General features: G+C 58.9%; 9 protein-coding genes and 1 tRNA gene. All 10 read right to left on the bottom strand.

Annotation, left to right across the window (positions count from 1 at the left end; translation table 11 throughout):
• Nucleotides 1-85: 85 nt before the first annotated feature.
• Entirely contained in the window at nucleotides 86-4,306 is a 4,221-nt protein-coding gene (rpoC, locus tag WG899_RS22155; protein ID WP_339597812.1) for a DNA-directed RNA polymerase subunit beta', read from the bottom strand.
• A 90-nt stretch (nucleotides 4,307-4,396) separates the two neighbouring features.
• A complete protein-coding gene (gene rpoB / locus WG899_RS22150; protein WP_339597811.1) occupies nucleotides 4,397-8,518 on the bottom strand; it encodes a DNA-directed RNA polymerase subunit beta in 4,122 nt (1,373 codons plus the stop codon).
• A gap of 408 nt (nucleotides 8,519-8,926) precedes the next feature.
• Entirely contained in the window at nucleotides 8,927-9,304 is a 378-nt protein-coding gene (gene rplL / locus WG899_RS22145) for a 50S ribosomal protein L7/L12 (protein WP_263539064.1), read from the bottom strand.
• A gap of 46 nt (nucleotides 9,305-9,350) precedes the next feature.
• Nucleotides 9,351-9,878 (bottom strand): 50S ribosomal protein L10, encoded by a 528-nt coding sequence (gene rplJ / locus WG899_RS22140; protein ID WP_339597810.1) that lies wholly within the window; start codon nucleotides 9,876-9,878, stop codon nucleotides 9,351-9,353.
• A 298-nt stretch (nucleotides 9,879-10,176) separates the two neighbouring features.
• Nucleotides 10,177-10,884 carry a 50S ribosomal protein L1 gene (gene rplA, locus WG899_RS22135; protein ID WP_263539062.1) on the bottom strand — a complete coding sequence of 236 codons (708 nt, stop codon included), beginning with the start codon at nucleotides 10,882-10,884 and terminating at the stop codon, nucleotides 10,177-10,179.
• 1 nt (nucleotide 10,885) lies between these two features.
• A complete protein-coding gene (gene rplK / locus WG899_RS22130) occupies nucleotides 10,886-11,317 on the bottom strand; it encodes a 50S ribosomal protein L11 (protein WP_263539061.1) in 432 nt (143 codons plus the stop codon).
• A 207-nt stretch (nucleotides 11,318-11,524) separates the two neighbouring features.
• Nucleotides 11,525-12,115, bottom strand: a complete 591-nt coding sequence (gene nusG / locus WG899_RS22125; protein ID WP_339597809.1) for a transcription termination/antitermination protein NusG — start codon at nucleotides 12,113-12,115, stop codon at nucleotides 11,525-11,527.
• A gap of 43 nt (nucleotides 12,116-12,158) precedes the next feature.
• The gene (gene secE, locus WG899_RS22120) at nucleotides 12,159-12,542 is read right to left on the bottom strand and encodes a preprotein translocase subunit SecE (RefSeq protein ID WP_339597808.1); all 384 of its coding nucleotides are present in this window, start codon (nucleotides 12,540-12,542) and stop codon (nucleotides 12,159-12,161) included.
• Between the two features lie 151 nt (nucleotides 12,543-12,693).
• A tRNA-Trp gene (locus WG899_RS22115) sits at nucleotides 12,694-12,769 on the bottom strand.
• A 17-nt stretch (nucleotides 12,770-12,786) separates the two neighbouring features.
• A partial coding sequence (locus WG899_RS22110) for an EF-Tu C-terminal domain-related protein (protein WP_506546871.1) occupies nucleotides 12,787-13,084 on the bottom strand: 298 nt, incomplete at its 5' end.

Raw genomic sequence — 13,084 nt, 5'->3', positions numbered from 1 at the left:
GCGAAATAAAAAAGGCCGCCCGAGGGCGGCCTTTTGGCGAAAGAGGTCGGATGGAAGAACGGTGCTGAGCACCGCTCCTTGGACCTTACTCTGCCGATCCTTCGGCACCTGCATCCACATGCGCCATTTGCGCAGAAGCCAATTCCTCGGCTTCTTGCTGAGCAATGGCGCGACGCTCGGCGTCGTCCATCTTTTCCTTGGCGTAACGGGCACGGTGGAAAGCCATACCAGTACCAGCAGGAATCAAACGGCCGACGATGACGTTTTCCTTCAAGCCGCGCAGCTCGTCGCGCTTGCCCATGATGGCAGCCTCGGTCAGCACGCGGGTGGTTTCCTGGAAGGAAGCCGCAGAGATGAAGGAGTCGGTCGACAGCGAAGCCTTGGTGATACCCATCAGCACGTCCACATGGGTGGCAATCAGCTTGCCTTCCTTGCGCAGGCGGTCATTGGTGTCCAGCAGCTCCGAACGCTCGACCTGCTCGTTGATGATGTACTTGGAATCGCCCGGGTTGACGATCTGAACACGACGCAGCATCTGGCGAACGATCACCTCGATGTGTTTGTCGTTGATCTTCACGCCTTGCAAGCGATACACGTCCTGCACTTCATCGACGATGTAGCGAGCCAGCTCTTCCATGCCCAGCAGACGCAAGATGTCTTGCGGGTCGGCAGCGCCGTCCACAATCAGTTCACCGCGGTTGACCACCTGGCCTTCGTGCACCAAGATGTTCTTTTCCTTGGGCACCAGCTCTTCGTGCTTCTTGCCATCGGGGTCGGTGATTTCCAGGCGGTTCTTGCCCTTGGTCTCCTTACCGAACGACACCGTACCGGTGATCTCGGCCAAGACGCCGACATCCTTCGGTGAACGGGCTTCGAACAACTCGGCCACGCGCGGCAGACCGCCGGTAATGTCTCGAGTCTTCTGGCCTTCCATCGGGATACGCGCCAGCACTTCGCCCGGAGCCAGGTCCTGGCCGTCACGCACTTGAATCAGCGCGCCGACCGGGAAGCCGATGGTCACCGAGTGGTCGGTACCAGGGATCTTGACTTCGTTGCCATTGACGTCCAGCAGCTTGACCTGCGGACGCACCACCTTGGCGGCGCCACGACGCTTAGCGTCGATCACCACCAGGGTCGACAAGCCGGTGACTTCGTCGACCTGCTTGGCCACAGTGACGCCTTCTTCCACATTCTCGAACTTCGCCTGACCGGCGAATTCGGTAATGATCGGACGGGTCAGCGGATCCCAGTTGGCGAGGATGGTGCCAGCCTTGACAGCCTGGTCTGCACGGATGCTCAACACGGCACCGTAAGGCACCTTGTGACGCTCACGCTCACGGCCGTGCGGGTCAGCAATGATGATTTCGCCGGAACGCGAAATCACCACCAACTCGCCCTTGCCGTTGGTCACGTAACGCATCGTGGCGTTGAAGCCGATCAAACCTTCGGACTTGGCATCCACGCTCGAAGCCACCGCTGCACGCGAAGCCGCACCACCGATGTGGAAGGTACGCATGGTCAGCTGTGTACCCGGCTCACCGATCGACTGAGCGGCGATCACGCCGACCGCTTCACCGATGTTGACCAAGCCTCCACGACCCAGGTCGCGGCCATAGCAATGGGCGCACAAGCCGTAGCGTGTGGCGCAAGTCAGCGGCGTGCGGACCTTGATTTCGTCCACGCCATGCGTTTCCAGCATGTCGAGGGTGTCTTCGTCCAGCATGCTCAGCGCAGGCAAGACGACGGCTTGGGTCTCAGGGTGCAGCACGTCGATGGCCGTGACACGACCCAACACGCGGTCGCGCAGCGATTCGATCACTTCACCACCTTCGACCAGAGCGCGCATCGCCATACCGTTATCGGTACCGCAATCGTCTTCGATCACCACCAAGTCTTGCGTCACGTCCACCAGACGACGAGTCAGGTAACCCGAGTTCGCAGTCTTCAAGGCCGTATCCGCCAGACCCTTACGAGCACCGTGGGTGGAGATGAAATACTGCAACACGTTCAGGCCTTCGCGGAAGTTCGCCGTAATTGGCGTCTCGATGATCGAGCCATCCGGCTTGGCCATCAGGCCCCGCATACCAGCCAACTGACGAATCTGAGCCGCAGAACCGCGAGCGCCCGAGTCGGCCATCATGTAGATCGAGTTGAAGGACTCTTGATCCACTTGTGCACCGTGACGATCGGTGGTCTTTTGCTTGGACAGTTGGCTCATCATGACCTTGCCGACTTCGTCGCCGGTCTTGCCCCAGATATCCACCACCTTGTTGTAGCGCTCGCCGGCTGTCACCAGACCAGAGATGTACTGCTGCTCGATTTCCTTGACTTCCTTCTCGGCGCGCTCGATCAGCTTTTGCTTCTCTGGCGGCACCAACATGTCGTCCACAGCGATCGAGATACCGGCGCGCGTGGCCAGACGGAAGCCGCTTTGGAGCAGCTTGTCAGCCAACACCACGGTCTCCTTCAGACCGCACTTGCGGAACGAAGTGTTGATCAGGCGCGAGATTTCTTTCTTCTTTAGCGCCTTGTCGATGTTCGAGAACGGCAGGCCCTTGGGCAAGATTTCGCTCAGCAGGGCGCGACCGACAGTCGTGCTCACCAGCTTGGTCTCAGGGATCCATTCGCCTTCAGCAGCACCCTTGGTGTACTGAACCATACGAACATTGACGCGGGCGGTGATTTCAACAGCACCGTTTTCCAGCGCACGGATCAGCTCGGAGATGTCGGAGAAGACCATGCCCTCGCCCTTGCCGTTGATGCGCTCGCGGGTGGCGTAGTACAAGCCCAGCACCACGTCTTGCGACGGCACGATCGACGGTTCGCCGGAGGCCGGGAACAGCACGTTGTTGGAGGCCAGCATCAGGGTGCGGGCTTCCATTTGCGCTTCGATCGACAGCGGCACGTGAACAGCCATCTGGTCACCGTCGAAGTCGGCGTTGAAGGCCGAGCAGACGAGCGGGTGCAGTTGGATGGCCTTGCCTTCGATCAACACGGGCTCAAAGGCCTGAATGCCCAAGCGGTGCAGCGTAGGCGCACGGTTCAGCAGAACCGGGTGCTCCTTGATGACCTCTTCCAGGATGTCCCACACCACGGCGGAGCCGGATTCGACTTCCTTCTTGGCGGCCTTGATCGTCGTCGCGATGCCCATGGCTTCGAGGCGCGAGAAGATGAAAGGCTTGAACAATTCCAGCGCCATCAGCTTGGGCAGACCGCACTGATGCAGCTTCAGGGTTGGGCCCACCACGATGACCGAACGGCCCGAGTAGTCGACGCGCTTACCCAGCAAGTTCTGACGGAAACGACCGCCCTTGCCCTTGATCATGTCGGCCAAGGACTTCAAAGCGCGCTTGTTGGCGCCGGTCATGGCCTTGCCGCGACGGCCGTTGTCCAGCAACGAGTCCACGGCTTCCTGCAGCATGCGCTTTTCGTTGCGCACGATGATTTCAGGGGCCTTCAACTCCAGCAGGCGAGCCAGACGGTTGTTGCGGTTGATGACGCGGCGATACAAATCGTTCAAGTCGGAGGTCGCGAAGCGGCCGCCGTCCAGGGGCACCAGCGGACGCAGGTCCGGCGGCAACACGGGCAGCACTTCCAGCACCATCCAGTTCGGCTTGATGCCCGAACGCTTGAAGGCTTCCATGACCTTGAGGCGCTTGGAGTTCTTCTTGACCTTGAGCTCGGAGCCGGTCATGTCATTGCGCAGGCGATCGATCTCGATGTCGAGGTCCATCTCTTCCAGCAACTTCTTGATGCCTTCGGCGCCCATCAGCGCGATGAATTCGTCACCGAATTCCAGGCGCTTCGCATCGTAGTCGTCTTCGGTCATGATCGCGAACTTCTTCAGCGGGGTCATGCCGGGGTCAACGATCACATACGCTTCAAAGTACAGCACGCGTTCGATGTCACGCAGGGTCATGTCCAGCACCAAACCCAAGCGCGAAGGCAGGGACTTCAGGAACCAGATGTGAGCGCAAGGCGCGGCCAGGTCGATGTGACCCATGCGGTCGCGACGAACCTTGGTTTGGGTGACTTCAACGCCGCACTTCTCGCAGATCACGCCGCGGTGCTTCAGGCGCTTGTACTTGCCGCACAAGCACTCATAGTCCTTGATCGGGCCAAAGATCTTGGCGCAGAACAGGCCATCACGCTCGGGCTTGAAGGTGCGGTAGTTGATGGTCTCAGGCTTCTTCACCTCGCCGAAAGACCACGAGCGAATCTTCTCGGGCGATGCCAGCCCGATCTTGATGGCGTCGAAGTGTTCATCCGGGGTGAACTGCTTGAACAGGTCCAGTAAGCCTTTCATGGCTTTCTCCTAATTTGTGGTTGGAAACGAATCTAAAAAATGACGGGGAACAAAGCGGCCGCCGCAGCGGCGCTCTGTCACAGCAATTCCTTAGTTACGTTCCAACTCAATATCGATACCGAGCGACCGGATTTCCTTGACCAACACATTGAACGACTCCGGCATGCCGGCTTCGATCGTGTGCTCACCCTTGACGATGGACTCGTACACCTTGGTACGACCATTCACGTCGTCGGACTTGACCGTCAGCATTTCCTGCAGGATGTAAGAGGCGCCGTAAGCTTCCAGCGCCCACACTTCCATCTCACCGAAACGCTGGCCACCGAACTGAGCCTTACCACCCAGCGGCTGCTGCGTGACCAAGCTGTACGGGCCAGTCGAACGGGCGTGCATCTTGTCGTCCACCAAGTGGTGCAGCTTCAGCACGTGCATATAGCCCACCGTGGTCGGGCGCTCAAAGCGCTCGCCGGTGCGACCATCAGACAGGTAAGCCTGGGTACGCGTCTCGGTCAGACCCTTCTTCAAGGCGATGTCGTCCGGATAAGCCAGCTTCAGCATGGCGCGGATTTCATCTTCCTTGGCGCCGTCGAACACCGGAGTGGCGAACGGCACGCCGTTGGTCAGGTTCTTGGCCATCTCGACGATTTCATCGTCGCTCAGGTCTTCCAAGTGTTCCTTCTTGCCGCCGGACTGGTTGTACAGCTCGTCGAAGAACTTGCGCAGTTCGGCCACACGGGCTTCTTGCTGCAGCATGTCGCCGATGCGCTGACCGATACCCTTGCCGGCCCAGCCCAAGTGAACTTCTAGCACCTGACCCACGTTCATCCGCGAAGGCACGCCCAGCGGATTCAACACGATGTCAGCGGTGGTGCCGTCGGCCATATAAGGCATGTCTTCGATCGGGGTGATCTTGGACACAACGCCCTTGTTACCGTGACGGCCGGCCATCTTGTCACCAGGCTGCAAGCGACGCTTAACGGCCAGGTAAACCTTGACCATCTTCAGCACGCCAGCAGGCAACTCGTCGCCTTGCGTCAACTTCTTGCGCTTCTCTTCGAAGGCCAGGTCGAAGCTGTGGCGAGTCTGCTCCAGCGAGTTCTTGATGCTTTCCAGCTGGTTGGCGATGTCGTCTTCGGCAGGACGGATGTCGAACCAGTGGAACTTCTCGACACCAGCCAGATAAGCCTTGTCAATCACGGTGCCCTTGGCGATCTTCTGCGGACCACCATTGGCCACGCGGCCCACCAGCAACTTCTCGATACGATCGAAGGAGTCAGCCTCCACGATGCGCAGCTGATCGTTCAAGTCCAGACGGAAGCGCTTCAGCTCATCATCAATAATTTGCTGAGCGCGCTTGTCACGCTGGATGCCTTCACGGGTGAAGACTTGCACGTCGATGACGGTACCCGAGGTGCCTTGGTCGACACGCAGGGACGTGTCCTTCACGTCGGAAGCCTTCTCGCCGAAGATGGCGCGCAGGAGCTTCTCTTCCGGTGTCAGCGTGGTTTCGCCCTTAGGCGTGACCTTGCCGACCAGCACGTCGCCGGCGGTGACTTCAGCACCGACGTAAACGATGCCCGACTCGTCCAAACGGCCGAGTTGTTGCTCGGACAAGTTCGGGATGTCGCGGGTGATTTCTTCGCTGCCCAGCTTGGTGTCACGTGCATTGACCACCAACTCTTCGATGTGAATCGAGGTGTAGCGATCTTCAGCAACCACACGCTCCGAGATCAAGATCGAGTCTTCGAAGTTGTAGCCGTTCCAAGGCATGAAGGCGACCAGCATGTTCTGGCCCAGAGCCAGTTCACCGATGTCGGTCGAGGCGCCGTCAGCAATGATGTCTTCGGCAGCCACGCGATCACCGCGCTTCACGATCGGACGCTGGTGAATATTGGTGTTCTGGTTGGAACGCTGATACTTGATCAGGTTGTAGATGTCGACGCCGACTTCACCCGCCACCGTTTCTTCGTCGCGAACGCGAATCACGATACGGTTGGTGTCGACATAGTCAACCACACCGCCGCGACGCGCCGCCACCACGGTGCCCGAGTCCTTGGCCGCCACACGCTCAACACCGGTACCGACCATGGCCTTTTCAGGACGCAGGATTGGCACAGCTTGACGCTGCATGTTGGCGCCCATCAATGCGCGGTTCGCATCATCGTGCTCAAGGAATGGCACCAGCGAGGCCGCAACGGACACGATCTGAGTCGGCGCCACGTCCATGTACTGGATACGTTCGGGCGAGGTCAGCACCGATTCGCCGTTCTCACGAGCCGACACCAATTCGTCGGTCAGCGAGCCTTCGGCGCTCAGTGTCGCGTTCGCCTGGGCGATCACGTACTTGCCTTCTTCGATGGCCGACAGATAGTCGATCTGGGTCGTCACCTTGCCGTCGACGACGCGACGGTAAGGCGTTTCCAGGAAGCCGTACTCGTTCAGCTGCGCGTACAGAGCCAAGGAGTTGATCAGACCAATGTTCGGGCCTTCAGGCGTTTCGATTGGGCAGACACGACCGTAGTGAGTCGGGTGCACGTCGCGGACTTCAAAGCCTGCGCGCTCACGCGTCAAACCGCCAGGGCCGAGGGCGGAAACACGACGCTTGTGCGTGATTTCCGACAGCGGGTTGGTTTGGTCCATGAACTGCGACAACTGCGAAGCACCGAAGAATTCCTTCAGTGCAGCCGAGATCGGCTTGCTGTTGATCAGATCATGCGGCATCAAGGCTTCGGTCTCGGCCTGGCCCAGACGTTCCTTGACGGCCTTCTCGATACGAGCCAGACCCGAGCGATACTGGTTCTCGGCCAGTTCGCCCACGCAACGCACGCGACGATTGCCCAAGTGGTCGATGTCATCGACTTCGCCGCGGCCATTGCGCAGCTCGACCAAGATCTTGACGACGTCCAGGATGTCCTCGTTGGACAGCGTCATCGCGCCTTCGGGCGTGTCGCGGCCAGCACGGGCGTTGAACTTCATCCGGCCCACGCGCGAAAGATCGTAGGTGTCAGCGTTGTAGAACAGGCGGTTGAACAGGGCCTCGACGGCGTCTTCCGTCGGCGGCTCGCCGGGGCGCATCATGCGGTAGATGGCAACGCGGGCAGCCAACTGGTCAACGGTTTCGTCAGTGGCCAGGGTCTGGCTGATGTAAGCGCCTTCATCCAGTTCATTGGTGAACAGGCACTGCACGTCCTTGATGCCAGCGGCGCGCAGCTTCTTCAGCAGCGCGTCGGTCAGCTCGTCATTGGCCTTGGCGATGATTTCGCCGGTGTCGCCGTCGACCATGTTCTTGGCCAGCACGCGGCCGAGCAAGAAGTCTTCTGGCACGGTGACGTGCTGAGTGCCGGATTGCTCCAGCTGGCGGGTGTGGCGCGCGGTGATGCGCTTGTCCTTCTCGACGATGACGGCACCGCTCTTGTCGGTGATGTCAAAGCGAGCGACTTCGCCCTTCAGGCGGTCGGCCACGAATTCCATCTGCGCACCCACGTCCATCAGACGGAAGTTGTCGAAGACGAAGAAGTGGGCCAGGATCTGCTCGGGGTTCAGGCCGATGGCTTTGAGCAGGATGGTGACCGGCATCTTGCGACGACGGTCAACCCGGAAGAACAGGATGTCCTTGGCGTCGAACTCAAAGTCCAACCACGAACCGCGGTAAGGAATGATACGAGCCGAGAACAGCAGCTTGCCGGACGAGTGGGTCTTGCCCTTGTCGTGTTCAAAGAACACGCCGGGCGAACGGTGCAGCTGCGAGACGATGACACGCTCGGTGCCATTGACGATGAAGGAACCGTAGTCGGTCATCAGGGGCACTTCGCCCATGTAGACCTCTTGTTCCTTGATTTCCTTGACGGTCTTCGCCTGGGGCGATTCACGGTCATAGATGATCATCTGCAGGCGCGCGCGCACGGCGGCCGCATAGGTCAAGCCACGCTGTTGGCACTCGCGAGTGTCAAACGGCGGCTTGGCGATATTGAATTCGAGGAATTTCATTTCCACGAAACCGTTGTGCGAAACAATCGGGAACGCGGAAAGGAAGGCTGCCTGCAGGCCTTCTGGCTTGCGCTTGGCGGGAGGAACATCCTTTTGCAGGAAAGCGACGTAAGCCTCTTTCTGCATGGTGAGCAAATAGGGAACGTTGAGAACGCTCTCACGCTTGCCGAAGCTCTTGCGGATTCGCTTGCGCTCGGTAAAGCTATAGGGGGTTGCTTGCGCCATAAACACTCCGTGTCGAGAGCCCACCCCTGGCCGTGGGACGGGCTTCGTCGGCGACTGGCTACTCGAGCATTGCGCTCGCGCTTGGTGGTTGGCCACTACCAACCGCTGGCGGACAACCCCGGCCACATGCTCATGTGAAACCGAAGTCCGACCAAACCGGTTCTCTGCAGTCGGATCAGAGAACACTTGAAAGAACCGCGCATCATACCTCGCGCGAAGCTTTCAACTATCCTCAAGCGGATTAACCCTTGAAAACGCTAAAAGGGGAGGCCGTGAGGCCACCCCTTCAAACTCTTCAAACTGCTATACGCTGAATCACCCTAGGCCCTCGTCAGGAGGGGCGACCTTCGCAGCATAGCCGCTTGCGAGTCAAACCTAAACAAGCTGGCATGCCAGCTTGCCAGATCATTACTTGACGTCAACCTTGGCGCCAGCTTCTTCCAGCTTCTTCTTAGCGGCTTCAGCGTCAGCCTTGGCAACACCTTCCTTGACAGCCTTAGGAGCGGCGTCAACCAGGTCCTTAGCTTCCTTCAGGCCCAGACCGGTGATTTCGCGAACAGCCTTAATGACCGACACCTTGTTGGCGCCGACGTCAGCCAGGATCACGTTGAACTCGGTCTGCTCTTCAGCAGCAGCTGCGCCACCAGCAGCGCCGCCAGCGGCGGGAGCGGCCATAGCAGCGGCGGACACGCCGAACTTCTCTTCAATGGCCTTGACCAGGTCATTGAGTTCCAGAACGGTCATAGCGTCCAGGGCGGTGATGAATGCGTCTTTATCGAATGCCATTTTTGGCTCCTAGATTCAGTTAATGGTTGCTTTAACAGCAGATCGTTCAGGCAGCAGGCGCGGCTTCGGCTTCTGCCGGAGCAGTTGCACCACCACGTTGCTCGGCCACAGCGGCCACGACGCGCGCGAAGCGCGACACGGGCGACTGCATGAGACCCAACAGTTGCGACAGCAAGACTTCCTTGCTGGGCACCGAAGCCAAGGCCTTCAAGCCATTGACGTCCAGAGCCTTGCCACCGTAGGCGCCGCCTTTGATGATCAGTTTGTCGTTGGTCTTGGCAAAGTCAGCGATGACTTTGGCCGCGGCCACAGCGTCTTCAGAAAAGCCATAGATCAGCGGGCCGACCATGCTCTCCGAAGCGCACTCGAACGGTGTACCGGCGACGGCACGACGCGCCAGGGTGTTCTTCAGCACGTGAAGATACACACCCTTGGCACGCGCTTCGACGCGCAGCTTGTTCAGGTGATCAACGGTGAGGCCACGGTATTCGGCCAACGCCAGGGTCTGCGACTTTGCCGCTTGGGCTGCCACATCCGTAACGACGGCTGCTTTCTCGTTGCGATTGAGACTCAAGGTCTACTCCTCACAAAAAACGTGTCCTTTGTCTTGCGACTCTAGACACACCCGGGTTCAGCGACCTTCTGTCCAGGCAACCTGCGCCCACCTTGTAGGGGGACACAAATCAATCCTTTTCAGCGGGACCGCCATCTGCGCTGGCTTCAAGTCGAACCGGAATTCGACCCTCCATTAAGCAAATGCCCGAGAGCATTCACGCCAGCGGTCTTGGATGACGCGAACAGGACCTAAGCCCCATTCGCCCCACCAATCTTTAAGCACAGCGCCAGACTCGCGCTGCGCAAACTTTTCGCAATTAAGCGGAAGCTTGAGCGTTGATGCTGGCCACTTCAACACGGGCGCCAACGCCCATGGTGGAGGACACAGCCACCTTGCGCAGGTAAACACCCTTGCTGCTGGCTGGCTTGGCCTTGTTCAAGGCTTCGATCAGCGCGCGCAGGTTGCCTTCCAGCTTGTCGGTGTCGAACGAGCGACGGCCGAGGGTGCCGTGAATGATGCCGCCCTTGTCAACGCGGAACTGGACCTGACCAGCCTTGGCGTTCTTGACAGCGGTCGCGACGTCAGGCGTCACGGTGCCGACCTTGGGGTTAGGCATCAGGCCGCGAGGACCCAGCACTTGACCCAGGGTACCGACGATACGCATGGTGTCAGGCGAAGCGATGACCACATCGAAAGGCATGTCGCCAGCCTTGATGCGCTCAGCCAAGTCTTCCATACCGACGATGTCAGCACCGGCGGCCTTGGCTTCTTCAGCCTTGGCACCTTGGGCGAACACAGCCACGCGCTTGGTCTTGCCGATGCCGTGAGGCATGACAACCGCGCCGCGAACGACTTGGTCAGACTTCTTGGAATCCACGCCCAGTTGCACAGCAACGTCGATGGACTCGTCGAACTTGGCGGTGGCCAGGCTCTTCACCAGGTTCAGCGCTTCGGTCAGCGAGTACAGCTTGGTGGTCTCGACCTTGCCTTGCAAGGCCTTTTGGCGTTTAGTCAGCTTTGCCATCTCAGACACCCTCCACCAGCACGCCCATCGAGCGAGCGGAACCAGCAATCGTACGAACCGCTGCGTCCATATCGGCAGCAGTCAGGTCCTTGGTCTTGATCTTGGCGATTTCTTCCAACTGGGCGCGAGTCAGCTTGCCGACCTTTTCCAGATGAGCCTTGGAAGAACCCTTGTCGATCTTGGCCAACTTCTTGATCAGGGCGGTCGCAGGGGCCGACTTGATGACGAAGGTGAAGCTCTTGTCTGCGTAGGCGGTAATCACCACCGGCAGCTTCATGCCCGGCTCATGACCCTGCGTTTGCGCGTTGAACGCCTTGCAGAATTCCATGATGTTCAGGCCGCGCTGACCCAGCGCTGGACCGACTGGAGGCGAGGGGTTAGCCTTACCTGCCGCTACTTGCAGCTTGATAAAGCCGACAATTTTCTTGGCCATAATTTCTCCTTACAGAACAACGGCGGCCTCGCCATCGCCCTTGAGTGCTAGCGCAAGGGGCTGGAGGCTTACACCTCGTACCCTTGCTCCTCTTGTTCACATCTCGTCGTGAACTGACTACGGGCAACTTTGGGGCAGTTACCAAACCCAAAACCTTTCGCCTTCGATCCTGCGGATCTCCGGCGAAAGGTCTAAATACTCAAGTCCTTAGACCTTTTCAACCTGCGCGAAGTCCAACTCCACCGGCGTAGCACGACCGAAAATCGTGACGGAAACGCTGACCTTGGACTTGTCGTAGTTGACCACCTCGATCGCGCCATTGAAATCCGTGAACGGACCTTCCTTGACACGCACGATCTCGCCAACCATCCACTCGACCTTAGGCCGCGGCTTCTCGATGCCTTCTTGCATCTGGTTGACGATCTTCATCACTTCGGCTTCCGAAATCGGAGCCGGGCGATTTTTCGCGCCACCCACAAAGCCTGTCACCTTGGAGGTGTGCTTGACCAAGTGCCAAGTGTCATCTTCCATGACCATTTCAACCAGCACATAACCCGGGAAGAAACGGCGCTCGGTCACGGCCTTCTTGCCGTTCTTCAACTCAACCACTTCTTCGGTCGGCACCAAGATGCGACCGAATTTGTCCTGCATGCCGGCGCGGTCAATGCGCTCACGCAGATTGCGCTCGACCGCCTTCTCCATGCCCGAGTAGGCATGCACAACGTACCAGCGCTTCGGAAGTCCCACCGGGGCGGCCACAGCAGCTTCGGTCACGACATTTGCCAATTCTTCAGTCATTGCAATCCTTCAACGCTTCTAAAACGCGAACAGCACAAAGCGATCAGCGCTTCCAGCCCAAGACCAGGTCGTACAAGACCCATTCCAGCGTCTTATCGGTCAACCACAGAAACAGCGCCATGACCACCACGAAGGCAAACACATAACCGGTCATTTGGCGGGCCTCTTTGTGCGTAGGCCAAACGACCTTGCGCACTTCACGGACCGAATCTCGCCCGTAAGCGATCAAGGACTTACCCGCTTCAGAGGTGAAAAACGCGCCCACGGCCGCCGCCAGCAAGACGAGCAAAGCTGCCCACTGAGCGATTGGACCCTGCTTGGCCAGCGCGTAGTACGCCACCAAGCCTGCAGCCAACAGCACGACCGCGCCAGCCAACTTCGCCTTGTCTGCGCTGGTTGTTACCGTTTCAACTTGAGAATTGGACATTGATTCTTTTCCATGCCCGGCCATCAGCGCGGGCATTCAGTATTTTCGGCGGCTATTTGACCGCACCCATCAGCAGCAAAGCCCGCCGGGATGAACTCCCGCGGGCCGATTGCTTTCTTGCCTTGTCCCAGCAACCGTGATCAGCGGCTACTGGCAGGGGCGGAGGGTCTCGAACCCCCGACCTTCGGTTTTGGAGACCGACGCTCTGCCAATTGAGCTACGCCCCTGTGGCGTTAAATATCAATTACTCGATGATCGTAGCAACAACGCCCGAACCGACGGTACGGCCGCCTTCGCGGATAGCGAAACGCAGACCTTGTTCCATAGCGATCGGAGCGATCAGCTTCACGGTGATGCCGACGTTGTCGCCAGGCATGACCATTTCTTTGTCCTTCGGCAGCTCAACAGCACCGGTCACGTCAGTCGTACGGAAGTAGAACTGAGGACGGTAGTTGTTGAAGAACGGCGTGTGACGACCGCCTTCTTCCTTGGACAGCACATACACCTCAGCGGTGAAGTGGGTGTGCGGCTTGATCGAACCG

The sequence above is a fragment of the Paucibacter hankyongi genome (assembly GCF_037482915.1).
Taxonomy (GTDB): Bacteria; Pseudomonadota; Gammaproteobacteria; order Burkholderiales; family Burkholderiaceae_C; genus Paucibacter_A; species Paucibacter_A hankyongi.
The sequence above is the reverse complement of the archived record's forward strand: the minus strand, read 5'-3'. Positions and strand labels throughout refer to the sequence as shown.

Coding starts and splice junctions, on each gene's coding strand:
- rpoB (WP_339597811.1), bottom strand. CDS start 8,518: ATGGCGCAAGCAACCCCCTATAGCTTTACCGAGCGCAAGCGAATCCGC.
- rplL (WP_263539064.1), bottom strand. CDS start 9,304: ATGGCATTCGATAAAGACGCATTCATCACCGCCCTGGACGCTATGACC.
- nusG (WP_339597809.1), bottom strand. CDS start 12,115: ATGACTGAAGAATTGGCAAATGTCGTGACCGAAGCTGCTGTGGCCGCC.
- rpoC (WP_339597812.1), bottom strand. CDS start 4,306: ATGAAAGGCTTACTGGACCTGTTCAAGCAGTTCACCCCGGATGAACAC.
- secE (WP_339597808.1), bottom strand. CDS start 12,542: ATGTCCAATTCTCAAGTTGAAACGGTAACAACCAGCGCAGACAAGGCG.
- rplK (WP_263539061.1), bottom strand. CDS start 11,317: ATGGCCAAGAAAATTGTCGGCTTTATCAAGCTGCAAGTAGCGGCAGGT.
- rplA (WP_263539062.1), bottom strand. CDS start 10,884: ATGGCAAAGCTGACTAAACGCCAAAAGGCCTTGCAAGGCAAGGTCGAG.